The 25,336-nt window shown below is 40.6% G+C and carries 22 protein-coding genes; 16 read left to right on the plus strand and 6 right to left on the minus strand.

Annotation, left to right across the window (positions count from 1 at the left end; genetic code table 11):
• Positions 1-114 precede the first annotated feature (114 nt).
• From ACFVSW_RS21205 to ACFVSW_RS21220, 4 genes are all read left to right on the plus strand, one after another.
• Positions 115-816, plus strand: a complete 702-nt coding sequence (locus ACFVSW_RS21205) for a response regulator transcription factor (protein WP_387318603.1) — start codon at positions 115-117, stop codon at positions 814-816.
• Positions 816-1,751 (plus strand): sensor histidine kinase, encoded by a 936-nt coding sequence (locus tag ACFVSW_RS21210; protein ID WP_387318604.1) that lies wholly within the window; start codon positions 816-818, stop codon positions 1,749-1,751. The genes ACFVSW_RS21205 and ACFVSW_RS21210 overlap by 1 nt, the downstream gene beginning before the upstream one ends.
• A 131-nt stretch (positions 1,752-1,882) precedes the next feature.
• Positions 1,883-2,806 (plus strand): ABC transporter ATP-binding protein, encoded by a 924-nt coding sequence (locus ACFVSW_RS21215; RefSeq protein ID WP_387318605.1) that lies wholly within the window; start codon positions 1,883-1,885, stop codon positions 2,804-2,806.
• A complete protein-coding gene (locus ACFVSW_RS21220) occupies positions 2,799-3,491 on the plus strand; it encodes an ABC transporter permease (RefSeq protein ID WP_387318606.1) in 693 nt (230 codons plus the stop codon). The genes ACFVSW_RS21215 and ACFVSW_RS21220 overlap by 8 nt, the downstream gene beginning before the upstream one ends.
• Before the next feature lie 77 nt (positions 3,492-3,568).
• On the opposite strand, the gene ACFVSW_RS21225 is transcribed toward ACFVSW_RS21220, so the two are convergent.
• The gene (locus ACFVSW_RS21225) at positions 3,569-4,531 is read right to left on the minus strand and encodes a D-2-hydroxyacid dehydrogenase (protein ID WP_387318607.1); all 963 of its coding nucleotides are present in this window, start codon (positions 4,529-4,531) and stop codon (positions 3,569-3,571) included.
• A gap of 192 nt (positions 4,532-4,723) precedes the next feature.
• Here ACFVSW_RS21225 and ACFVSW_RS21230 point away from each other — a divergent pair, with 192 nt between their 5' ends.
• Positions 4,724-5,935 carry an MFS transporter gene (locus ACFVSW_RS21230; protein ID WP_387318608.1) on the plus strand — a complete coding sequence of 404 codons (1,212 nt, stop codon included), beginning with the start codon at positions 4,724-4,726 and terminating at the stop codon, positions 5,933-5,935.
• Positions 5,936-6,122: 187 nt separating this feature from the next.
• Positions 6,123-6,890 (plus strand): 3-hydroxyacyl-CoA dehydrogenase, encoded by a 768-nt coding sequence (locus ACFVSW_RS21235; protein ID WP_387318609.1) that lies wholly within the window; start codon positions 6,123-6,125, stop codon positions 6,888-6,890.
• 1,371 nt (positions 6,891-8,261) lie between these two features.
• On the opposite strand, the gene ACFVSW_RS21240 is transcribed toward ACFVSW_RS21235, so the two are convergent.
• Positions 8,262-9,254 (minus strand): Gfo/Idh/MocA family protein, encoded by a 993-nt coding sequence (locus tag ACFVSW_RS21240; protein WP_387318610.1) that lies wholly within the window; start codon positions 9,252-9,254, stop codon positions 8,262-8,264.
• 281 nt (positions 9,255-9,535) lie between these two features.
• Between ACFVSW_RS21240 and ACFVSW_RS21245 the strand changes: the two genes are divergently transcribed.
• From ACFVSW_RS21245 to ACFVSW_RS21260, 4 genes are all read left to right on the plus strand, one after another.
• Positions 9,536-10,105, plus strand: a complete 570-nt coding sequence (locus ACFVSW_RS21245) for a nucleotidyltransferase family protein (protein ID WP_387318611.1) — start codon at positions 9,536-9,538, stop codon at positions 10,103-10,105.
• Positions 10,106-10,161: 56 nt separating this feature from the next.
• The gene (locus tag ACFVSW_RS21250; protein ID WP_387318612.1) at positions 10,162-10,881 is read left to right on the plus strand and encodes a nucleotidyltransferase domain-containing protein; all 720 of its coding nucleotides are present in this window, start codon (positions 10,162-10,164) and stop codon (positions 10,879-10,881) included.
• An 87-nt stretch (positions 10,882-10,968) separates the two neighbouring features.
• Positions 10,969-11,661 (plus strand): Type 1 glutamine amidotransferase-like domain-containing protein, encoded by a 693-nt coding sequence (locus ACFVSW_RS21255; protein ID WP_387318613.1) that lies wholly within the window; start codon positions 10,969-10,971, stop codon positions 11,659-11,661.
• A gap of 29 nt (positions 11,662-11,690) precedes the next feature.
• Complete coding sequence (locus ACFVSW_RS21260) at positions 11,691-12,464, plus strand: SDR family oxidoreductase (protein WP_387318614.1); 774 nt, start codon at positions 11,691-11,693, stop codon at positions 12,462-12,464.
• A 56-nt stretch (positions 12,465-12,520) separates the two neighbouring features.
• Here the strand turns inward: ACFVSW_RS21260 and ACFVSW_RS21265 are convergent, their stop codons facing one another.
• The 3 genes from ACFVSW_RS21265 to ACFVSW_RS21275 form a co-directional block, all read right to left on the minus strand.
• The gene (locus ACFVSW_RS21265; RefSeq protein WP_387318615.1) at positions 12,521-12,727 is read right to left on the minus strand and encodes a zinc ribbon domain-containing protein; all 207 of its coding nucleotides are present in this window, start codon (positions 12,725-12,727) and stop codon (positions 12,521-12,523) included.
• 186 nt (positions 12,728-12,913) lie between these two features.
• Positions 12,914-13,411 carry a hypothetical protein gene (locus ACFVSW_RS21270; protein WP_387318625.1) on the minus strand — a complete coding sequence of 166 codons (498 nt, stop codon included), beginning with the start codon at positions 13,409-13,411 and terminating at the stop codon, positions 12,914-12,916.
• Positions 13,412-13,541: 130 nt separating this feature from the next.
• Positions 13,542-14,264 (minus strand): SGNH/GDSL hydrolase family protein, encoded by a 723-nt coding sequence (locus ACFVSW_RS21275; protein WP_387318616.1) that lies wholly within the window; start codon positions 14,262-14,264, stop codon positions 13,542-13,544.
• A 545-nt stretch (positions 14,265-14,809) separates the two neighbouring features.
• On the opposite strand from ACFVSW_RS21275, the gene ACFVSW_RS21280 reads away from it, so the two are divergent.
• The 6 genes from ACFVSW_RS21280 to ACFVSW_RS21305 all read left to right on the plus strand — a co-directional run bounded on the left by ACFVSW_RS21280 (position 14,810) and on the right by ACFVSW_RS21305 (position 23,815).
• Positions 14,810-16,552: a sigma 54-interacting transcriptional regulator gene (locus ACFVSW_RS21280; protein WP_387318617.1), complete on the plus strand. Its 1,743-nt coding sequence runs from the start codon at positions 14,810-14,812 to the stop codon at positions 16,550-16,552.
• A 245-nt stretch (positions 16,553-16,797) separates the two neighbouring features.
• On the plus strand, positions 16,798-18,321 hold the full coding sequence (locus ACFVSW_RS21285; RefSeq protein ID WP_387318618.1) for an acyl-CoA synthetase: 1,524 nt from the start codon (positions 16,798-16,800) through the stop codon (positions 18,319-18,321).
• 433 nt (positions 18,322-18,754) lie between these two features.
• Complete coding sequence (locus tag ACFVSW_RS21290; protein WP_387318619.1) at positions 18,755-19,900, plus strand: acyl-CoA dehydrogenase family protein; 1,146 nt, start codon at positions 18,755-18,757, stop codon at positions 19,898-19,900.
• A gap of 18 nt (positions 19,901-19,918) precedes the next feature.
• The gene (locus ACFVSW_RS21295) at positions 19,919-21,076 is read left to right on the plus strand and encodes a thiolase family protein (RefSeq protein WP_387318620.1); all 1,158 of its coding nucleotides are present in this window, start codon (positions 19,919-19,921) and stop codon (positions 21,074-21,076) included.
• Positions 21,077-21,124: 48 nt separating this feature from the next.
• Positions 21,125-22,699, plus strand: coding sequence for a fatty acid--CoA ligase (locus tag ACFVSW_RS21300; protein ID WP_387318621.1), 1,575 nt, complete (start codon positions 21,125-21,127; stop codon positions 22,697-22,699).
• A 15-nt stretch (positions 22,700-22,714) separates the two neighbouring features.
• On the plus strand, positions 22,715-23,815 hold the full coding sequence (locus ACFVSW_RS21305) for a CaiB/BaiF CoA transferase family protein (RefSeq protein ID WP_387318622.1): 1,101 nt from the start codon (positions 22,715-22,717) through the stop codon (positions 23,813-23,815).
• 81 nt (positions 23,816-23,896) lie between these two features.
• On the opposite strand, the gene ACFVSW_RS21310 is transcribed toward ACFVSW_RS21305, so the two are convergent.
• Positions 23,897-25,048, minus strand: a complete 1,152-nt coding sequence (locus tag ACFVSW_RS21310) for a M20 peptidase aminoacylase family protein (RefSeq protein ID WP_387318623.1) — start codon at positions 25,046-25,048, stop codon at positions 23,897-23,899.
• Positions 25,049-25,336 lie beyond the last annotated feature (288 nt).

The following is a 25,336-nucleotide window of genomic DNA, read 5'->3' on the forward strand; positions in this document are numbered from 1 at the left end:
AAAGTATTTCTAAAGAGGGACTATTAATTTAGTCTCTCTTTTTTCAACGAAAAAAGGATTTTTCAAAGAGAATATGGAAAATAACTATATAGGAATGAACGGGTGGGGGATAAAATGCAGCATAAAATTTTATTAGTAGAAGATGATATGGCCATTAGCGATATGGTTAAAGGTCAATTTACCAAAGAAGGCTTTGAGGTAGTGCCAGCGTTTGACGGGGAAGAGGCGCTTGCGGTGTTTGCAAACGACACATTTGATTTGATTCTCCTTGATTTAATGCTGCCGAAGCTTGATGGAATGGAATTTTTGAAAATAATCCGTGAGAAGAGCATGATACCCGTACTGATCATGTCGGCTAAAGACGGGGACTTAGATAAAGCTTTAGGTTTGGGTTTTGGAGCGGATGATTATATCGCCAAGCCTTTTTCGATGATTGAGCTAACGGCTAGGGTGAAAGCAGCAATCAGAAGGGCAACTCATTATTCCCGTACAGAACAAAAGCAAGAAAAAAAGCTGTTAACGGTCGGAGAGTTGGAACTTGACCTCGAAAATTTCTCCTTACAAAAAAACGGAAAAGAAATCAAGCTGACCGCAAAGGAGTTTCATATTCTAAAACTATTTATCTCACATCCAAACCGTGTCTATACGAAGGCACAAATTTATAGCTTAGTATGGGAAGACGAGTATTACGGTGATGAAAATGTGATAAATGTTCATATGAGAAGGCTAAGGGAGAAAATCGAGGATGACCCGTCCAAACCGCAGTATATCAAAACTTTATGGGGCATCGGCTATAAGCTTGGGGAGTTTTCATAATGATCATTTTTTTATCTATCATCATCATCGCCTTAGCGGGTCTTAATTTTTTTCAATATAAATCGAGAACCAATGATAAAGAAAATTTCACCTACATACACAAAAAACTTAAGCAGATTATTGATAGGAAAACGGATGAAAAGCTGCTTTTGCAAACGGATAATAAGGATTTAAAACAGATATTAATCGAAATCAACCGCCTTTTAGAACATAATCAAAAAATGATGGCAAACTACAATAAAACGGAGATGTCGATGCGGAAAATGCTCTCCAATATCTCGCATGATTTAAAAACGCCGTTGACAGTGGTGCTCGGGTATATTGAGTTTATGTTGAATGATCCGAATAGAAATCAAGAAGAAACCGATGAGCTCCTGCAAAAAGTTCACTGTAAAGCGGTTGAAGTCTTAGATTTAATTAACAAGTTCTTTGATCTTGCGAAACTGGAGTCTGGGGATAAAACTCTGCCGCTTACAAGGGTGAACATAAATGAAGTGTGCCAGAAGAATATATTAAACTTTTATGAGCTTTTGACGGCAAAGGGTTTTGATGTTGCGATTGAGCTGCCGGAAAACATTCTTTATGCTCTAGTGAATGAGGAAGAACTCAACAGGGTCTTAAATAATTTACTTTCCAATGCGATTCAATATGGCGGTGATGGGAAAGTGCTTGGTTTAACACTTAAAAGTGATGAACAATTTGTTTATATAGACGTGTGGGATAAAGGCAAGGGAATCAGCGAGCTCCACAAGGATTTAGTGTTTGAACGGATGTACACGTTAGAAGATTCACGAAACAAGTCCTATCAAGGCAGCGGTCTCGGCCTTACCATTACCAAACGGCTTGTGGAAAAAATGGACGGGCAAATTTTTCTAGCCAGTAAGCCCTTTGAAAAAACGACTTTTACCGTTCAATTAAAGCGAATTACATATTAAAACAGCTAAGGGTGCCTCGCTTCAGAGACATCCTTTCTTTCTTAAGATTTTTGTAAGATTTGAGTAATAAAAAAGAAAAGTCTGCTGACTAGAATAAAAAGTAGTTAAGAACGAAGAGGAGCTGAAAATTGATGAGCTACATTATCAAAACAAATCAACTGACGAAAGCCTATAAGGGCAAGGAAGTGGTTTCGAATGTCAATATGAAGGTTAAAAAGGGCGAAATATACGGGTTTCTTGGGCCAAACGGTGCCGGTAAAACAACGATCATGAAAATGCTGACCAATCTTGTGAAACCAACGAGCGGAGAAATTGAAATCTTTGGTGAAAAACTGACGAATACCTCCTATGAAGTGTTAAAGCGGATGGGGAGCATCATCGAATATCCTGTTTTCTATGACCGGCTTACGGCACGTGAAAATCTGGAACTGCATTGTGAGTATATGGGCTATTACGACAAAAAGGCGATTGATGCAGCCCTAGATTTAGTTAAATTAAAAAATATCGAGGATAAGTCAGTAAAAGACTTCTCACTCGGAATGAAGCAGCGTCTTGGGATTGCCCGCGCCATCATTACTAAGCCTGAACTATTAATTCTTGATGAACCAATTAATGGCCTCGATCCAGTGGGGATTAAAGAACTGCGTGAATTATTCCATATGCTCTGCCGTGAATATGGAATAACCATGCTGATTTCGTCCCATATCCTTGGTGAAATGGAGCAAATTGCCGATACGATTGGGGTAATCAGTGACGGGAAATTAATTAAAGAGGTTTCGATGGATGAAATCCAGGAACAAAATAAGGAGTATATTGAACTTGCTGTTGACGATGTGAAGAAGGCCTTTTATGTACTTGATGAAATTCTCCATCTCACAAATTTTAAAGTGGTCGACGCATCACGGTTCAGAATCTATGATACAGGAGCATCACAATCAGAAATATCGAAGACTCTCATTCTAAACGGGGTCATGATTGAGGAAATCAATAAAAAGAATCATTCACTAGAAGATTATTTCTTAACATTAATCAATGGGGGCGGAATCAGTGCGTAAATTAATCAGTCTTGAAATAAAGAAATATAAATTGTATTGCTATTGGAAAGGAATTGCGATTGCCAATCTTGCCATCATGGGCTTATTATGTTTAATTTATTTTGGTGATAAAAGTGAAGGAAATGTTCCATTTCCAAGTTATGAAGTAGTATTTATAGATTTCGGAAGTATAATTAGAGCAACGTTTACGATTTTTGGTGCGACACTTATTGCCAAACTGATCATTGACGAGTATAAAAATAACTCCATCTCACTGATGTTTATGTATCCGATTAAACGGAAGCAAATCATGTCTGCTAAACTAATTATTGTGGCAGGGTTTACATTTTTAACAATATGCGTATCGAGTCTAGTGGTTGGCAGTCTCTTTTATTTAGCTGATTTCTATTTGCACTTTGTGCCTCAAGCATTAACAGCGGAGGTCCTATGGAAAGGATTTACCGATATGATTCTTGGCGCTATTGCTTCAGCGGGAATCACATTAATTCCCTTATATTTTGGAATGCTTAAAAAGTCTGTTCCAGCAACAATTGTATCAGCCATTATCCTTGTGTCGATTACCGGTTCATCAAATAATGGTGTATCTGCTTTCTCCTATATTGCTATACCGCTTGTACTCGGGGCAATTGGCTGCTTGATTGCTTATTTCTCGATTAGGAATATTGAGAAAGTGGATGTAAACTAACTAAAGTTGGAGTAATTTTGTCTTTAACTAAAAAACTCATCGTTGACGAGTTTTTTAGTTAAATGAAACATGGTGAATTAATATCCTTTTGAAAAATCCACAAGATTAATCGAGGGGTTCCGACCAGAAATATATTCTCTTAGATTAGGTATCAAGATATTTTCAATCAAACGTTTATTATAATTTTCGGTTGAGCCAGAGGTGTGCGGGGTAATGATGACGTTTTCCAGCTCCCATAAAGGACTTTCAGCACTTAACGGTTCTTTCTCAAATACATCCAGCCCCGCTCCGGCAATAGTTCCTTCCTGTAACGCCCGGACGAGATCATCTTCAACCACGATCTCTCCGCGGCCAATATTAATAAAAAAGGCAGTAGACTTCATTTGCATAAATTGCTCTGCACCAAATAAACGATGTGTTTCCTTTGTATGTGGTAATGTAACAACCACATAATCACACTTTGGCAGCAGAAGACCTAATTGGTCTAAAGTGTACATTTCATCAACATATTCAATCGGCTTGCCCGAGTTTCTTACACCCAAGACAGTCATCCCAAATGCTTTGGCAAGCTTCGCTGTTTCTTTTCCAATTGCTCCAACGCCGATAATCCCAACCGTTTTTTCATGCATTTCTAGTCCCATATGGGCATGATGCCAAGTTTTCGCTTGTTGATTACGCACATATGTATGAATTTTTCTCGTTAAGCCAAGCATTAAGGCAAAAATCGTTTCGGAAATGGGATAGGCATGCACACCGTTGGCACTTGTTAAAGTAATATTTTTCGATTGTAAGGATTCAAGCGGTAAAGAATCAACTCCTGCACTCCATGTTTGCAACCACTTAAGCTTTGCCTGCGGGTCGTGGCAATATTCTTCCAACCCCTTTTTCCAACCAGCGATTATTTCAGCATCCAATGCATGCTCCTGCCAAACATCTTTATCTTTGCTAGCAATCAATTCCCAATCAGGAATGACTTTCTTTATTTGTTCGATGTGATCTTGTTCCAATTCACGAGTGATGACTATTTTCCTTTTCTGCATCCGATTTCCTCCGTTCAAAACGATTTATATATACATTCATGATAACAAAAATAGAAGCCATTTTGGAAAAACCTTCTGCTTTTCCTTTTTCCGGCTTCTGTGTTATTATTTAATGATACTAAATTAATGAAATGAATGCGGATCTTCTTGGCGAAGATTCTTTTTTATTGGACTAAAAGGAGAGGTTTTTATTTGAAAGAACGTTTGTGGACAAAGTCGTTTACCATGCTCATGGTGGGCAACCTATTTGTGTTTATGTCATTTCAAATGCTTATTCCAACTCTGCCGCCATATATTAAATCCATTGGGGCATCAGGTTTGGAAATTGGCTTAGTAACTGCATTGTTTTCCATAGGAGCTGTACTCAGCCGGCCATTTATCGGTTTTATGCTTGAATACAAGCCGAGGAAGTCGCTTGTCATAACGGGAGCTATCATGCTTTTGCTCATTACGATTCTATATCCGATTTCTCAGGTTGTTGTGATTTTTCTATTATTCCGCTTCGTACATGGCCTTGTTTGGGGCTGGTCAACCACAGTTAATGGCACAGCTGCCGTCGATGTCATACCTAATTCGCGTCTTGGTGAAGGAATGGGCTATTTTGGTCTTTCGATTACCATTGGTATGATTATTGCTCCAAGTCTAGGAATCTTTTTATATAAAATTACTTCGTTCAACAACCTTATTTATATCTCCGCATTTCTAGGGTTTATCGCAGTCATTTTACTTACAGCAGTACGCTATCAAACTCCTGAAGCTGTAAAAAATACTCGAAAAGAAGATCTTAAATTTTCCTATATGGGCTCTTTGGTTGAAAAATCAAGCTGGTTCCCGGCTTTTGTTACAATTATCATCAATCTTGGCTATGGAGCGATAGTTACGTTTATCGTCATCTTTGGTCAGGAACGAGGAATTGAGCAAATCTATTTATTCTATATTTTTAATGCAGTCATGGCCACTTTGGCGCGACCAGTCGCCGGGAAATGGTTTGATGAGAAAGGCCCGAAAGGACTTGTGCTGCTTTGTACCTCGCTTACATTTATCGGAATATGGGTACTCTCCTTTGCGCATTCGAGTCTGTTTATTGCCATTGCCGGTGTTTTATTCGGAGCTGGTTTTGGCTGCTTGATCCCAACATTGCAATCATGGGCATTATTAATGACACCGACACATCGGCGCGGTGTGGCTAATGGAATGATCTTTTCGTCTATTGATTTAGGCATTGGGCTTAGCGGTATTATTTTTGGCGGACTGGCGCAATTTGTTGATATAGCCACTATCTTCAGGATTGCGAGTCTTTTTCTCATTGTCGCGATTGTCTTAGTTGTCATAATGGAAAGAAAGAAACGTATAGCTGCACAGGAAAGTGTGGTAACGAAGAAGAAGGTCAGGACCTCATTTTAGATTTGAGGGCTTGGCCTTTTTCTTTTTTTACGACTGTACAATATCTGGTCATTTTTGCTTAATAGCTGTCCAAACCACATACATATAAAAAGAAGCATGTGTTTAAATCGACTTGTCTATTTGAAAAATTACAACTGGTATAAAACTTGCAAAATATTAAGGAGAATTCTTTAAGGGGGTTTCCTATATGCACATTCAAGCATGTCGTGCCATTGTTACGGGAGGAGCATCAGGTCTTGGCGAGGCAACAGTCCGTAATATTGTTGGAAGTGGCGGGAAAGCAGTTATTTTTGACCAATCGGAAGAAAAGGGAGCAAAGCTTCAAACTGAATTAGGAGAATCAGTTTTATATTTAAAAGCAGATGTAACGAAGGAAGAAGATATCCAAGAAGCAGTCAATAAAGCGGCCGAATTTATGGGTGGAGTAAATACCGTCGTGAACTGTGCAGGAATTGGCATAGCTGAAAAAGTGGTAGGGCGTAATGGTGCTCATAATCTAACACTTTTTTCTAGGGTAATCAATGTGAATTTAATCGGGACCTTTAACGTTATTCGTTTAGCTGCCGAGAAAATGACGAGCAATGAAGTGAATGATCAAAACGAAAGAGGCGTTATTATTAATACTGCTTCGGTTGCAGCTTACGACGGACAAATCGGTCAGGCAGCGTATAGTGCTTCCAAAGGTGGAATTGTTGGAATGACCTTGCCGATAGCAAGGGAACTTGCGCGTTATGGAATCCGAGTCATGACGATTGCCCCCGGACTTTTCCACACGCCAATGTTTGATACCCTGCCGCAAGAGGCTAGAGATTCACTTGGAAAGATGGTGCCGTTCCCTTCTAGGCTTGGGTATCCAAGCGAATACGCACAACTTGTTCAAAGTATTATCGAAAATCCAATGCTTAATGGTGAAACCATCCGTCTCGATGGAGCGATTCGAATGCAGCCGAAATAACCGAGGAAAGAGAAGGTGAAAACCTTAACGGGTTCCGTTTTCTGTCGCAAAACGTGAATGTATAACCAAAAATGTAAAGCAAAATGCATAATAATTCGCACCGCTTTTTGCGGTGCGAATTGTTTGAAAAAATACCATATAACTAGGCTATTCACCCGTATTTATTTCGTAGCTTTGAACTAAAGCATCCCGTTGAGGAAGGAGTAAATATAGCTCATATGAACGTCCGTTCCATACTGAACCAATTGTAACTTCCTCGCCATGAATTGGGATGCAAAAATTATCCCACGAAGTGCTATATAGTGCAATTCGACCTTGTTTTTGTACCTCTACTGCCCAGGCATTTGCAACTACTCCGTATCCTCTTCCACTGTAATCTTCTTGAGTAAACAGACTTGCCTCGTCTACTATTGAAGTCCTCCTTGCACTACAAAAATAGCTGAATAACAATGACTTTCCAGTATAATCACTTTTTTACGAAATAAATGTTTCCATTATAAATTTTTGACCTATTAAAAATACTCCCCAAGCAACTATTCCTAGTGAAATCGCTAGTACTAAGTGAACAGATTGCTTTAATGTGATATAGATCATCTGCACTTAGCAGATTATCGGCTATTGAAATCGGTACTACCTCTTAATTATTGCGGTCAGTTCATTACTCACATTTTGATTCTGATTGCTACGTTCTTTTGCTATGGACTACACCCCCCCTCAACAAAAAATAGATTCCTATAGGAACCTATTTTTTTAAAAGTAGGGACATTTACTAAGAGAATAACATATGCCCTTTTATTTCAAACCAAGTACTCTCCATTAGCCCTATAAAAATGAATGCTAAAATAATGGCTAATATAGACAGTAAAATTGTATTTCGTAATCGAATAGTATTAAAACGTAAATAAACCTTAATTACGAGGTTTACAATTATTATAGCGATTGGAGCACTTATACATATTGCTATTAAATCAACACGAGTAAACGGTTTGCTAATGTATTTATCAGAATAAACATTAAGAACTAAAAGTGTGCCAAACAATATGAATTGATAAATAAAAAATCTAACATGTTTCATAATTGATTTGCTCCATTTAATATATTTGATACCCATTTTAATTAACATTTTTTTGTTTGCGATAGGGAACGGAACCCATTATGAAGACCCTCTCTTTTTTAATGGCTATTTTCTAAGGAGTATTGCTTTTTTTGATTCGCTGATAAACTCTCGAAATCCGCTGATATATCAAATGAATTCACTAATTTCCCATAATTTTCCTCTTTATTATACCGTTTTAGAAGTCTGAAGGTGGTTTATAACAGCATTCTTTACGAAAACAGCTTTTTTAAAAGAGTTGTTCCAACTGAAAGTTCCTACAGCAATGTAGACAGAATACGATCGCAGAGTGCCATTGTATTTACATTATCACGTCCATTTGATGTTGGCGTTTCACCACTTTTACAACAGTCAATAAAATGAATCATTTCTCCAACGAAACCTCGTAAATAAAGGTCTCTGTAGGCTCCAGACATCGGGGTAGCAGATGGTGTAAATACAGTGTCAGTCTCTTTTAGAGATTTCCATGGTAGATCATCAAATGTTTGTGACTCATGAACTGTAAGCGTATTAATTTCGTCAGCAAAGGCAAAACCATGATCAAATGTCACAAGCATATTTTCACTTTCTCGCGACCAAGCCGTCATCCCTGCCAAATAAAGGCTACCAACGACGCCATTTTCAAACTTTAACGAAATACTATGAGAAACAAACTCATTGTCACTATTTTTAATACCTGTAACTTGTACAACTTCTCCAAATAAATAGCGTACTAAATCAACCATATGTATAGCGGCAAACTTCATAAATTGTTCTTCACTTTTGCAAAATGGTGTGCTGTCCACCGCAAATCTTGCTTGAAAGGAACGCACAGTACCTAGTTTACTGCTCGTAATTAATTCTTTTAACTTTGTATAACAAGGAGCATAACGTTTCATAAATCCAACCATTAATGTTACACCCGCTTGTTCAGCAGCATCAGCAATTTCAGCAGCTTCTTCTGCACTCATCCCCAGAGGCTTATCCACAAAAACATTTTTACCAGCTTTGATACAATCTAGCACGAGAGAAGGATGATCTTCAGCTTGAGCAACCACAACAACTCCGTCACAATCTTCATTTTGTAACATCTTTTTATAGTCATCGTAAGGTGTCCCATTACTACCAAAACGTTGAAGTGCAGCTTTGGAACGATCGATATTTCGTGTAGAAATCGCTTGTATATTTGCCCCTGCTTCAATAACAGAAGGGTAAATGTTTGTTGAGGCATGAAATCCTGCACCAATAAAACAGAGATTGGCTTTTTTCACTATTATCTCTCCTATGTGTTTAATCGTAATGTATACATCTTTTGTATCAAATCAAAAATACCATGAATTCGAAATATTTGTCCATTATAGTGAGAGTTTATGAATGACTGAAAATAAACTATGCAAAAGAAGACCAGATTAGTGGAAGAGCTATTTTTCACAGTGAAATCTCTCAGAAATTAAGTGGTAATTTCCATCTTTTTCATAATGATATATAATAAAATTAGATAAAACTAAAGGGGAAATAAGGATCAGAGTTGTTTAAGAATGGAGAATAAAGGATGTTAAAAACAGAAAATGATATTATCAGACTTGTAAAAGAAGATAAGTGGATGATGGATATCCTATTTTCAGCACAATCTCTTAATCTTCCGGACTGGTGGGTTTGTGCAGGCTTTGTTCGTTCGAAAATATGGGACACGCTCCACGGATTTACAGAAAGGACACCCATTCCAGATATTGATGTAATCTATTTTGACGAGCGAAATGTCGCAGAAGCCGAAGAAAAGAAACTTGAAGAAAGATTAAGAGCTATTCACCCGAATGTTCCCTGGTCGGTAAAAAACGAAGCAAGAATGCATCTTAAAAATGAAATTCCGCCCTATACTTCCTCCGTGGACGCGATGTCTAAATTCCCGGAAACAGCCACTGCCCTTGGTCTAAAGCTAGATGAAAACAACAGTGTGGTATTAGCTGCTCCATGTGGAATACAGGATGTTCTCAATTTTGAAGTGAAGCCAACTCCATTTTTTGCTGAGACGAAAGAACGGGCAGCGGTTTATGAAGGGCGGATTATGAAAAAGAATTGGATGTCAATTTGGAATAAGATAAAGGTGAGCCATCTTCATTAACAAATATGATGACATTAAAAGATAAGCTTACGTTTTTGAAACTAGAGGTGATAATCATGGGAGAAATTAATAAGCTAAGTCCAATTGATGCAGCACATCAGTTTATCCATAAGTATTTTCCTCATTGCCAAGGAGCCCTATTAGCTGGGAGTGTTGTTCGCGGTGAAGCAACAGAAACATCTGACCTTGATATTGTAATTTTCGATCATACCATTAGTTCATCTTATAGAGAGTCATTAATTGACTTTGACTGGGCTATTGAGGCCTTTGTACATAATTTAAGCTCATATAAGCATTTTTTCAAAAATGATGTGGAAAGAGCGAGACCCTCATTGCCAAGAATGGTTTCAGAAGGAATTATCTTAAAAGATGAAGGAATAATGGATTCAATTAAAAAAGAGGCTAAGGAATTATTAACGAATGGACCTGCAGAATGGTCAATTGAAACAATTGAATTAAAACGATATTTTATTACAGATGCCCTTGATGATTTTATCGGCTGTTCAATTAGGGGAGAAGAAATATTTATTGCAAACACTATAGCCGAATTGGTAAGCGAATTTGTTTTAAGAACAAACCGTAAATGGATTGGTGCATCGAAATGGATAGTACGTGCATTAAGACAATATGACGAAAGATTTGCAAATGATTTTGTAGAGGTCTTTGATCATTTTTATAGGACAGGTGAAAAGAAACCTGTAGTTGAATTAGTTGATCATGTCTTGGAGCCCTTTGGCGGAAGGCTATTTCATGGGTTCTCATTGGGGAAAAAGTGATAAAATCTGCGGCACCGAAGTAATGCACCTTTTTAACAATACTATGAAGTTACTACTAAAATCCTTAAATGAAGAGAGGCTGAAAATATGAAACAAATCATCGCAATGGGTGGCGGCGGGTTTTCGATGGAACCGGAAAACCCATTATTAGATATGTATGTTTTGAAACAAGCAAAAAAATCTGTTCCTTCAATTTGTTTTTTGCCAACAGCTAGTGGAGATGCTGAAAACTATATTACAAGATTTTATCAAGCATTTGAAAAACTTGATTCTTCAGCTTCGCATCTATCATTATTCAACCCTCCAACTAGAGATTTAGAGGATTTTATTTTAACCAAAGATATAATATATGTGGGCGGGGGAAACACAAAGAATTTATTAACTCTCTGGAAAGAATGGGGTTTAGATAGGATTTTAAAAAAGGCATGGGAGCAAGGAATTGTTTTAACGGGTATAAGTGCGGGTTCTATCTGCTGGTTTGAAGAAGGTGTAACAGACTCTTACGGTGATAAATTAGAGCCTATTCAAGCTCTAGGTTTTTTAGAAGGAAGTAATTGTCCCCATTATGACGGAGAATCCGAAAGAAGACCAACGTATCAGATGCTAATACAGGATGGGAGAATCCAACCTGGTATTGCGGCAGATGACGGAGTAGCTGTTCATTTTATTGATCAAGAAATTATTCGTATCGTTAGTTCAAGGCCAAATGCAAAAGCTTATCATGTTTCTATTGAAAATAAGGTAATCGAACGGGAATTAAAAACTGAATTTTTAGGTTAGTTGAAGGATCAGTTTTGGAGGAATGTCGCATGAACCATGTAAAAGGAAAGATAGCGATTATCACAGGGGCAAGCCGTTTAAAAGGGATTGGTGCTGCTATTTGCAGAGCGTTAGCAGAAGAAGGTTATCATATATTCTTTACCTATTGGACTGAGTATGATAAAGCAATGCCCTGGAGTATAAAATCAAATGAACCTCAGAGATTAAAAGAAGAATTACGGGAAAAAGGTGTCAAGGCAGAATGTATGGAGTTAGGCCTATCTAAGCTAAATGCACCGGAACAACTTTTAAATCGAGTAAATGATCAACTTGGTCATCCTGGTATCTTAATTAATAACGCAGCTTATTCAACTAATAACGATTTTTCTAACTTAACAGTAGAAGAGCTAGACAAACATTATATGGTAAATATACGTGCTACAACACTGTTAAGTATTGAATTTGCGAAAAGGTTTGATAAGAAATTTGGTGGAAGAATTGTTAACCTTACTTCAGGTCAACTTCGTGGACCAATACCGGGAGAATTAGCATATGCAACAACAAAAGGTGCAGTTGATGCTCTAACTATTACATTATCGGCAGAACTTGCCCCCTTGGGGATTACTGTTAATGCCGTAAATCCAGGACCAACCGACACAGGCTGGATGACTGAAACGATAAAAAACGATCTGCAGCCATTGTTTCCTTTCGGTAGAGTTGGTAGGCCAGAAGACGTTGCGAAAACGATAAAATTTTTAGTAAGTGATGAAGCAGAGTGGATCACAGGTCAAATCATCCATTCTGAAGGTGGATTTAGAAGATAATCAGGGCTCAAGCTAGCAGAGCCCTTGTGCCTTTTTACGAATCCCCTAATTTAAAATCACCCGCCAAAGAACAGGTCAACGATATTCGAAGCTGTCGATGTTTTCTTGTTATAAAACTCGGAATACCCGCATTTCTTGCAAAAAATGACTGTGAAGGTGTTTTTTTGAATATCCAACATTTTTGAAAGACCTGTTCCGGTCATCGCTACATCTTTCGTGCCAGTATCTCTGCTTCCACATTTAATACAACCCTTTTCACTCATAATTTCACCCCTTAATAAATTCTCTTTAATTATCTACGAATAATGAGTTAAAAAGATTCCGATTTTGAACCTAAAAAATAATTAAGAAGTCCGTGGGGTCAGGCTCCTTGTCACGCTGATGGATTTAGAGTAAGCAACGAGGGCATAAAAAAGACAATGGAACGAGGAGCCCCTCGTCCCAAAACGTTAGATGTTTTCTTTTCTTCTGTTGTGCTGAAGGCGCATTGTGAATAATCCTGCTAATATGAATGCTAGTCCAATTGCTAAATAGTTATACATTGAGGTGGCGGTGCTTGGTAAATGATTTACTGTTTCTACTGGAGATGATCCTTTGTCAACATCCCCGCCGCCGCTTGATGGGTCATCGCTGCCGGTATCTCCCGGATTCGTTGTTGGATTATCATTGCCAGTGTCTCCTGGATTTGGAGTCGGATTATCCGTGCCGCCGTCTCCTGGATCTGGAGTCGGGTTGTCTCCATCGCCTCCTGGATTGTCACTTGGCTGGTCATCGTTTTGAATATTGTCAATGGTAATGGTTTTAATAGCTTTTGCACCCTTACTGTCTCTAACATAAACTGTATTCGTTCCATTTTCAGTTACTTCGAATTGATTGTCGGTGATATCGTTTCCGGTTCCTAATACTGCAAAATCTTCAATGGTTTTCTCACCTGCAAGCCATTGCATAGCTAGCACTTTTTTTGCACTCGTGGCAACCGTGATGGTCACAGGCTCCGTTGTTGTCTCGGGTGTTGAAGGCGTTAGATCAACAGTAATTTCTTCTGGAACTTGTTCCGCTAATAAATTTGTTGCTAAACTAGCTAAGACTTTCTGTCAATTCCACGTTCGGATGAACATCGCCATTCGGAAGGATTAACTCAGCTTGTTTACCTTTATAGGCTGAATAAGCATCAGCTAAAAGCAAGTGAGATTGTGCTGCAACACCCTGGATTCCTGCATTAACTCCCGGTAGGAATTGTTCCCCAAGTGGATAAAGAGAAGCTAGAGTATCCGAAAACGGATTGTAAATGTTGTAAATGATAATTCGCGCATCACTATTTTGTGCTTTAATAGTACCAATTATAGCACCTAAGTTTTTAAATAGATTACCAGAAATTTCTTGAATGATCTTTCCGAATGCTACAGGGTCAATAGGCGTTGTTGGATTAGCGCGAAGGGCCTTGATCGCATCATTTTGTAAAAAGTCCTTACTTCCGATATCTAATGTTATAACATCTGCATTCTTAATAGCTGCCAGATTTTCAGGTTTGTTTATTTCTGTTAACAAATGACTTGTGGTCCAGCCGCCGTCGCTAATGTTTTTAGTGACATCATAATTACCATTTCCAATTAAATAAGGAAAGGCCTTTGGCGATGGTTCACTGTTGCCATTGTTTTCAAGATTCCAGCCAAATGTAATAGAATCTCCTAAGGCAACAAGATTTGGTTTTACATTATTTTCTGCAGAGGCAAACGATGAAAAAAATGTGCTAAAAGCCAACACTAGTGCAAATAAAAGCGAAAAATGTCTAAACTTCAAAAAAAATCCCCCCACAATCTATTAAAATTTCCTGCCAAATTCCATTATAATTCTACCTATTCTGAATACCCAATAAATATCATTCTACAAATTACGCATAAAGACCCAGGGGACTGGCTCCATGTCCCAGGAAAAAGGAATTATGAAAAAAATGCCGAATATAGTTATTGATACAAAAAAATCTTACCAAGGGGCTAGAGTCGAATGTTGAAGAAGGCATTTCTAGCAATTATTTCGCTTTATTTATTTTGGATTATATTCTTACCCGAAAGCTGGAAAGAAATTTTTGCTTCATTTTTAACTATTAAATCCAATCATCTAGACCATAAAGTAAATGTACTTTTTACAACAATCTTTTTTATTTGGATTTTTGTTTTATTTGTGACACTAACCTCCCGTTCTTGGAATAGGTCTAAACAAATGAAAAGACTGTAGGGCCAGGCTCCACTTCCACCTATTGACCATTGCAATCTATTCTTACAAATTTCATTTATTAATAATCGGGGAGAGGAGCCTGTCCCCTCGTCCCAGTTAGGAGTGATGATGTGCTCCAATTTAAGGATATTATTACACCTGTTGATTTTATTGTTACGGAGGAAACTACGTTAAAAGAAGCGATTACCCTTATGTACCGAAAGAAGTGGAACCTTTTGCCTGTTACGGATTCAAGCAAGCATCCGGTCGGGGTTTTTACCCGCAGCAGTTTGCATCAAATGGTGACAGAAGAAACCTCACTTACGACCCCCATCAAAAATTACATAAAGAAACAGGTTGAAAAGATCAGTGTTAATACCCCGTATGGAAAAATTGAAGAACTCGTTAAAAATAGTAAGGTTGGAACCGGTGTGGTTGTTGATGAAGATAATCGTGTCGTCGGTATCCTCACAAAAACGGATATGGTGATGTCGCTGCTGCAAACGTCACAAGAGCTGCAAACGATAACTAAATTAAAACGAACGTTGGAAACAGCGATTGACCATGCTTTTGATGGAATTGTCATGGCGGATGAAAGAAAGGTCATCACGATGGTCAGCCCGCCGCTTCTGGAGTTGTTCAATCTTCCAGTAGAGGAGGTATTGTACAAGCCAGCGGCGAAGGCATTGCCGCATCTTCAGTTAGAAAACGTCTATGAAACGGAAGCAGCGGATGTTAGCGGTTTTTTAGAAATTAACGGGATAAAATATATCGTTCACCGTATCCCAATTGTAGAGGAAGGCAAAGTCATCGGGGCAATTGGCAAGGTTATATTCCGACAATTAAATGAGGTAAGCGAATTATTTAAAAAGCTGCAGAAGGCTGAAAATAAAGCGAATTTTTATCATCAGCAATACCAGCAGGCGGAAACAGCTAAGTTTACTTGGGATCAAATATTAAGTGTGGACCCTTCGATGGAGAAATTAAAAAAAAGCGGAGCGAAAGTGGCGAAAGGGAGGTCAACAGTGCTCATCCGCGGTGAAAGCGGCACTGGTAAGGAACTGTTTGCCCATGCGATTCATAAGAGCAGCGCCAGAAGTAACGGCAAGTTTATCGTTGTTAATTGCGCGGCGATTCCTGAGGATTTGCTAGAATCTGAGTTTTTTGGTTATGAAGACGGGGCATTTACCGGAGCACGACCGAAAGGCAAGCTTGGGAAGTTCGATTTGGCCAATGGAGGCACGCTTTTCTTGGATGAAATTGGCGATATGTCACTAGGCTTGCAGGCGAAGCTGCTCCGCGTCCTTCAAGAGCGGGAATTCTACCGGGTTGGTGGAACAGTAAAAATAAATGTTGATGTCAGAATTATTGCCGCAACCAATCGAAATCTGGAAGAAATGGTCAAGGACGGCCTATTCCGTGAAGATTTATATTATCGCCTAAATGTCATTTCATTAAATATCCCGCCTCTCCGTCAGCGCCAGTTTGATATAGATCATTTATTCGGGCAGTTTATGATTGAATTTAATCAAATTTTGGGCACAAGCATTTCCGGAATGGAGACCCGTGCCAGGGAAGCGCTCCTCGATTATGACTGGCCGGGAAATGTCCGCGAATTACGGAATGTGATGGAACGGGCAATGACATTTTCCGAAAGTGGAAAAATCAAATACGAGGACCTGCCGGATTATTTATTAAAGCAGGTTCCGATTAAAGAACCGGATCTAAATGTGTCCATGGTCGAAAATGCCGAGCTGGAAGCGATAAAAAAAGCGCTTGTCCAGGTACAAGGAAATAAAGTCCAAGCGGCTAGATTATTAGGAATCAGCCGTTCGGGTTTATATGAAAAAATAAAAAAATACAAACTAGGATAACATCTTTTGGAGGTCATTTATCTTCACGATTATGATTTCGTTTGCTGTTGAGAAGATGTTAAATCATTTCATTCTATTATTAGGTGTCCATTTATTGGACACTTATTTGTTTAGGCTGTGTGATTGAAAAACACACTCTTTTACTTATTGGCGCAAAAGACTGCGTGTTCAGTCTTCTGAATATTGGTATAAAATTTGCATATTAAAAGCAGGAGAGCATTTTTTAAATAAGGGAGGAACCCTGGATGAATATCGGAAGTCTCTTGTCGCAATCTGCCCGTAAGTTCCCGCAATTACTAGCAATTGAATGTGAAGGAAGGACTTATACGTATCGTGAATTTAATGAGGAAGTGAACCGGCTTGCTCACGGCCTATTGGAGCAAGGTATGAAAAAAGGTGACAAGCTGGCATTGATGATGAAGAATTCGGATCACTTTGTGTTTACCTTTTTTGCCGCTGCTAGAATTGGTGCTGTCGCCGTCCCGGTGAACTTTCGATTAACTGCTACAGAGGTTCAGTACATTTTAGAGCAATCGGATGCGGCTATTGTGGTCTGCGACAAGGAATTCGAACAAATCATTGCTGCGGCGAAGCAAGGAACGATTGTGAGTAAGGTGATAACGGTTGGTGAGCCAGAAACTGTGGGCTTTTATTCCTATGAAAAGGTTTTATCAGAGAGAACTAGTGAACCGGATGTTGAGGTTTCCGAGAAGGATGATGTCGAGATTTTGTATACATCAGGCACAACAGGCCGCCCAAAAGGAGCCCTCTTTGATCATAGCCAAATTTTTAAAGTCGGAATTTCCGTTGTCATCAATATGGGGATTGGGCAGCACGAGCGCATTCTTCATTTAGCACCGCTATTTCACTCAGCGCAATTAAACCTATTCCTTATTTCCGGCGTGGCTCTTGGTGCAACCCATATTATTCATCGCGATTTTCATCCAGTTAAAACATTGCAAGCGATTCAAGAGCATAAGATTACCCATCTTTTCGCGGTTCCGGCTATGTATAATTTTCTTCTGCAGGTCCCAAATGCCGCCGATTACGACTTATCTTCCCTTAAGAGAGTCGGATATGGTGCGGCCCCAATGGCACCGGAACTGGTCAAAAAAAGTATGGAAATCTTTAAAACGGACCAATTTTATAACCTTTGCGGCTTGACTGAAGCGGGACCTGGCGGGATTCTCCTTGATCCGGAAGGACATAAGCTCCATCTCGGTAAGGGAGGGAAGCCAATTTTTATGACGGAAACAAGGGTTGTTAACGAAGAGGGCAAGGATGTATTACCCGGTGTGATTGGTGAATTTATTCTCCGCAGTCCAATGGTGATGAAAGAGTATTATAAAAAGCCGGAGGAAACAAAGAGCACGCTGAAAGGCGGTTGGCTCTATACAGGAGATTTGGCGACGATTGACAACGAAGGCTATATCACCTTGGTTGACCGGAAAAAGGACATGATTATCTCAGGTGGGGAGAATGTTTACTCCGTTGAGGTCGAAGGAGTTCTGTATGAGCATCCGGCTGTCCTCGAAGCAGCGATTATCGGCCTGCCGGATGAAGTCTGGGGGGAGGCCGTCTGTGCGATCATTGTCCCAAAAGAAGGTGCCGTGTTTGATGAGGCCGAACTGCGCAGCTTCTGCCGGGAGAAGTTGGCTGGATATAAAGTGCCGAGGCGGATTTTTATTGAGCAGCAGCTGCCTAGGAATGCATCGGGGAAAATACTGAAATATCAGTTGCGGCAGAAAATGAGAGAAGTGGTAAATTGACCCGATTTTTTGGTGATTAGTTCCAATTTGGATCGTAATGGGCGTGAGATTTGTAGTAATTGACTAAAAATATGTAATAAGTAACTGAGATCTGAGTGGATTTCCAATTAAAATCCAGAAATGTCGTAAATGATGAAAAAGAGGTAATAAGTGACCGGAAATATGTCGTAAGCGGCTAAAAATATGTCGTAAGTTCTCGAGGGTTGAGGTAATTACCAATTAATATCCAGGAAATGTCGTAAGTGTTGAAAAATAGGTAATAAGTGACCGGTATTATGTCGTAAGTGTCCAAAATTATGTAGTAATTAACCAAAAATACGTAGTAAATGCGCAAAGATATGTTGTAACCTGCAGACGAATTCGATAAAAATTTCAAAATAGCAATAACCTCTTAAAATTGAGAGCGCTTCTACGAAAAGTGAGGTAATTTAACATGAAACATCCCTACTTAAACGAAGATCATAAAATTTTTCGTCAGTCACTAAGAAAGTTTTTAGAAAAAGAAGCATATCCCTTTTATGAACAATGGGAAGAAGATCGGATGATTCCTCGTTCCTTTTGGACAAAGATGGGCGAGCAGGGATTTCTATGCCCTGATATCGATGAAAAATACGGTGGAAGTGAGGTTGATTGGGGATTTGCCGTTGTCATTAACGAGGAACTGGAACGGGTAGGCTCTGGTTTAATAGGCATTGGACTTCACAATGATATTGTGGTTCCGTATATCACCTCCTACGGGACTGAGGAACAGAAGCAGCGCTGGCTGCCGAAGTGTGTTACCGGCGAAATCATTACCGCGATTGCGATGACAGAGCCCGGTACTGGCTCCGACCTCGCCAACATCAAAACAACCGCCAGGCTGGACGGCGATCATTATGTTGTCAACGGACAAAAAACGTTCATTACAAACGGTATCCAATCCGACCTTGTGGTTGTTGCTGTTAAGACTGACTCGCAAGCCGTTCCGAAACATAAAGGGGTCAGCCTGCTTGTTATTGAAAGGGATACAACTGGATTCACAAGGGGAAGAAAGCTAAACAAGGTTGGACTCCATTGCCAAGATACAGCCGAACTAATTTTTGAAGACTGCCGAGTGCCGAAGGAAACCCTCCTAGGTGAGGAAGGCAAAGGCTTTCTTTACTTAATGGAAAAACTCCAACAGGAACGGCTTCTTGTCGCGATTGGGGCGCAAACGGCGTCGGAAGTGATGCTGAAAATGACGCTGGATTACGTGAAAAGCAGGGAAGCGTTCGGAAAACCAGTCGGCCAGTTTCAAAATACGCAGTTTAAAATAGTCGAAATGGCTACCGATGTTGAAATGGGCAGGGTATTCTTGGACCAATTAATTGCCGAGCATATCGAAGGGAAAAATGTGGTCACGAAGGTGTCGATGGCAAAATGGAAGCTGACCGATATTGCCAAGAAGATTGCGGCCGAATGCATGCAGCTCCACGGCGGTTATGGATATATGGAAGAATACGAGATTGCCAGAAGGTTCCGCGACATTCCGGTTTCGAGTATCTACGCCGGCACGAATGAAATTATGAAAACAATTATTGCGAAAAACCTAGGATTATAGAAAGTGAGGATGATGAAGATGCGTGAGGTAGTAATTGTTGAGGGTGTCCGTACCCCTGTAGGAAGAAGAAATGGTGTGCTCAAGGATATCCGTCCCGATGACCTTGCTGGTCTGACCTTAAAGGAACTCGTCAACCGGGCTGGGATTGATCCGGTGATTGTGGATGATGTTATTTTAGGATGTGTCACTCAAGCGGGGGAACAAGCTGGGGATATCGCGCGGATAGCAGCGTTAATCGCTGGTTTTCCAATCGAGGTGCCAGGGACCACGATTGACCGTCAATGCGGCTCCAGTCAGCAAGCTGTCCATTTTGCTGCCCAGGCAATCCTTGCCGGTGATATGGATGTAGTTATTGCCGGTGGTGTTGAAAGCATGTCTCGTGTACCGATGGGTTTAAATTATAAAGGGGTAGAGGAGCCTTTTAGTCCGAATTTAAGGTCGAAGTACGAAATGATTCATCAAGGGCTGTCAGCTGAGCGGATTGCCGAAAACTACGGCTTTACCCGCGAACAGCTTGACCAATTTTCACTCGAAAGCCATCAAAAAGCATTAAAGGCTCAGGAAGAGGGTTATTTTTCAAGAGAGATCTTTCCGTTAGAGGTAACGCTTCCGGATGGAACAACCACCGTTATTAACGAAGATTCTGGTCCAAGAAAGGGAACATCGTTGGAAGCATTGGCGGGTTTGCGAACTTCTTTTAAAGAAGATGGCGTCATTCATGCAGGAAATGCCAGCCAAATTAGCGACGGGGCGGCCGCGTTATTACTCATGTCACGTGAGAAAGCGGAAGAACTCGGGCTTAAACCGCGCTTTCGTGTTCACACCCGCGTAGTCGTAGGTTCCGACCCAACCTTGATGCTGACAGGACCAATTCCTGCCACACAAAAGGCACTAGAAAAATCCGGGCTCTCCATCGATGATATCGATGTATTCGAAGTAAATGAGGCATTCGCGCCAGTACCGCTTGCCTGGCTGAAGGAAACGGGTGCAGACCCGGGGAAGCTTAATCCAAATGGCGGTGCGATTGCCCTTGGTCATCCACTAGGCGGCAGCGGCGCTCGCTTAATGGTGACCATGATGCACGAACTTGAGCGCAGCGGCGGCCGCTACGGTTTGCAAACGATGTGCGAAGGCCACGGCATGGCAAATGCTACGATACTTGAGCGATTAGAATAACCAATTAACTATCGTTTGTCTATATTTCTTATAATGGAGGCGTTCAAAATGACCACGACAATCGGAAAAATCTTTGATTTAACAGTGAAAAAGTTTCCGAACAAGGAAGCCCTCTACGATGTTCGGAAAAATGTCCGCTATACCTATCAAGATTGGAGCGAACAAGTCAATCGGCTCGCAAATGCCCTGATAAACGAAGGAGTCAAAAAAGGCGACCGCGTTTCCACCTTCATGTTTAATACCGAAGAATTGGGAACTGCCTTCTTTGCCTGCGCGAAAATCGGTGCCGTGTTCAACCCGATTAATTTTCGCTTAATGCCCGAGGAAGTGGCCTATATTTTATCGGATGCAGCTCCAAAGGTTGTTATTTTTGAAAAAGCTTTAGAGCCTGTTGTTTCATCGATAGCAAACCGTTTTGACAACATTTCTTTCTGGTTCATTGATGAGGACAAACCGGAATACGCCGCTAGCTATCAAGAAAAAGTCGCCCCAGCATCAATCAAAGATTTTCAAGTAGAAGTCAATGAGAATGACATCTATGCATTTATTTATACAAGCGGGACAACCGGAAGGCCAAAAGGAGTCATACACAGCCACCGAAATATGGTGGATCAAAGCATATTATGTAATGCAGCTCAGAAGCTTGAATCGGAAGATGTAGGCCTCGTGACGGCACCGATGTTTCATTGTGCCGAACTGCATTGCGCCTTCCTGCCAAGGGTGCATATTGGTGCAAAAAATGTCATCTTGCATCAATTCAATCCTAAAGCGATCCTTCGATTAATTGAACAAGAAAAAATTACGAAATTATTTGCCGCTCCAACCATGTGGAACATGCTTCTTCAGGAAGATTTGAGCCAATATGACCTATCGAGTCTGAAACTTGGTTTATATGGTGCAGCTCCCATGGCTCCAACGCTGGTGCATGCTCTCCATGACCGCTTAGGAATCACTTTAATTCAAGCCTATGGGATGACAGAAATGGGACCGGCGATTTCCTTCCTTTCTGAAGAAGATCAGCTCCGAAAAGCGGGTTCTGCTGGCCAAGCGGCTTTATGTCATGATATTAGAGTAGTCCGGACAAGGGAAGACGGGCCATCTGAACCTGATGATATCGTTCCAGTGGGAGAAACTGGTGAGATTATTGTTCAAGGGCCTTGTATGATGATTGGTTATTTCAACCGCGAAGAAGCAACGGAAAAAGCGCTGTATAAAGGCTGGTACCATTCAGGTGACATTGGTTATCTCGATGAAGATGGTTTCCTGTTTGTAAATGATCGTGTCGACGATATGATTATCAGCGGCGGGGAGAATATCTACCCAAGGGAAGTCGAGGATGTTCTCCACGCACATCCTGGCGTCCTAGATGTTGCGATTGTCGGCCAGCCAGATGACCGCTGGGGTGAAACCGTGACGGCTTTTGTTGTAAAAAAAGATCCGAATGTGAACGAAGAGGAATTGGATGAATTCTGCAAAAATAGTGATAGTCTCGCAAACTATAAGCGCCCGCGCAAATATGTTTTCTGTGAGGCATTGCCGCGAAATGCCAGCGGGAAAATCATGAAATTTGTCCTAAGAAAACAGCTGGGGGAGCTTTTTACTCCCGGTCCAACGAATTCGTAAGAAAGGATCATCGCGATGTTAAAGGGTATTAAAGTCATCGATTTCACGAACTATCTTCCTGGTCCTTTTGCCACGTTGCGATTAGCAGAATTGGGTGCGGAAATTATTAAGGTGGAGCCGCCCGAGGGAGATCCTGCTCGATATACTGGAATTTCAAAACAGGGAAGTGGTCTTGTTTTTCTTGCCAACAACCGCCAGAAAAAAAGCATTATCCTTAACTTAAAGGAAGAATCCGGCGTCGAAACGGTGTTAAAATTAATTGCCCATGCCGATGTTGTGATTGAAAGCTTCAGACCTGGTGTGATGGAGAAACTCGGGCTCGGGTATGAGGCTGTGCAAATGGTGAAGCCTGATATCGTCTACTGTTCTATCTCCGGCTACGGTCAGCAGGGACTGTTGAGTAAGCTTGGCAATCACGATCTCAATTACATGGCATTAAGCGGTGTCTTGGCTCAGTTAAAGGATAAACAGGGGAGACCTGTCCATCCCTCGATTACGCTAGCTGATTATTTGGGCGGGTATGCGGCAAATGAACGGATCCTTGCCGGACTGGTCTCCCGATTTTTAACCGGACAAGGAAGCTATCATTCTATTTCTATCACCGATCAACTGGTGTCGTTGCTTGGGAATCACGTTATGGTCGAAAATGAAACAGGTGAGGGTACAGGGATTAATGCCCTTAATGGCAGCATAATTTCATACGCATTATATGAAACGATGGACGAACGATATATGAGTCTGGGAGCGCTGGAACCAAAGTTTTGGCAGAATTTCTGTATCGCACATGGACGCGAAGACTGGCTCCGAGCCCACTTTTCCAAAACGGATGAATCTAACCCTGTCTATCAAGAAGTTACCGCCCTCTTTAAAAGCAAAACCTTCTATGAGTGGATGGAGTTCGCCCAAAAGGTAGATTGCTGCATGGCGCCGGTGCTTGAGGTAGGGGAACTTTACGAGAACCCATATTTTAAAGAGAAGGAGCTCATATTTGCTTCTTCGTGGGGAGATTATCAAGTTAAAATGCACAGTGATATTGAGCATGCCTTAATTACGCCTCCGCCTCAAAAAGGCCAGAATAATGATGAACTATTGAATAAAACAAGGGACAGCCGCTAAAAGCTGTCCCTTGTTTTTATTTTGCGCGGCATCATCTTTGACTACCGCTAGCAGCTCGCCAGCTGGTGAGTGAGTAATCCCCTAATTGGTCTTAGGTGAACCCCCTTTTTCAATCGTATTAAATGTTTTAATAATCGTCTTAGCCAAAATTTCGATCCCTGTCAGTAATGCATCATGATTAAAGGTCATTTTTGGATGATGGAGACCGGGTACTAAGTCACAACCAAGCCCAAGCATCGTTGCTTTAATATTTGGCCTCTTTAGCGTGTAAAAATGAAAGTCCTCTCCGCCGCTGGACATGTAGGGCATGACATGGTTATCCTGTCCAAGTGTTTCCGTAATGACATCCTGCATAATTGCTTGTGCCTCCACACTAATTTGGGCAGCGGCGACTCCAGCATTCACTTTAAGTGCAATCTCTACCCCGTAAAGCGAAGAAACAGAATCCATGATTTTTTCAACCCGCTCGGATATTTGATTCATGACATCGTTACTTTGCGCACGAAGATCCAATGCAAATGTTGCGCGCCCAGGGATAATATTGGTGCTTTCTCCGCCTGCATGGAAGGAAGTCATTTTAACTGAATAAGGGACCATCGGGTTTAGATGGATTTTGCTGAGTTCATTAACGATGGATGCCCCCACTTCTATGGCATTTTGACCTTGATGCGGTCTGGCACCGTGGGCATCGGTTCCATTTATTTCACCAGTAATAAATTTGGCTGCACCGTTAATAATTCCCGATGAAGCCTTTCCGAAGGGAACCTCTTCCTTCGGGCGAAGATGAACACCATATAAATAGTTAATATCATCGACCACTCCTTTTTCAATTAACTTTAATGCCCCTGTTCCTTTTTCCTCTGCTGGTTGAAAAATGAATTTTAACCTGCCAGGTGGTTGATAATTCATCTTTTTAAGTAAAAGTAATGTCCCGAAAACAATTGTCATATGCGCATCATGGCCACAGGAGTGATTGGCTTGAAACGTGCCGTCTACCTCCTGCCAAAGTGCGTCGATATCTGTTCGTAGCCCAACACAGACTTCACCCAAGCCAATTTCAGTAACTAGCCCGGTACAATCATTAAAAGAAGTAATGGAAAGACCAAGGTTCTCTATTAATCCCTTCAAATAATCTGTCGTGTTATATTCCTTCCAGCTGATCTCGGGATAGGTATGTAAATGGTTAAAAATACGGAAAAGCTCTGATTTCATTTCACTTAGCTCTGTTTGCATGATTTCCTCCTTGAAACTGATTTTTAATTGGGTGAATTAGGTTAATGTCGCCATAGAAAATAGCAACCTATTCCTTTTTAAAATGGTTTATTGACAAATTATATCAAAATAGTCTAAAAATTAAAACAAAATAGGTTGTTTTGGGTTATAAAGTGTTTTATAATAATTTAAAATATTTAAATAATTGGCTCTATTAAAGGTGAATGTTGATTTCCGTTCCAGGCGCTTCGCTTTCCGCGGGGCGGGCGGTGAGCCTCCTCGGCGCTAAAGCGCCTGCGGGGTCTCACC

Source organism: Neobacillus sp. NPDC058068 (genome assembly GCF_042885335.1).
Classification (GTDB): Bacteria; Bacillota; Bacilli; order Bacillales; family Cytobacillaceae; genus Neobacillus.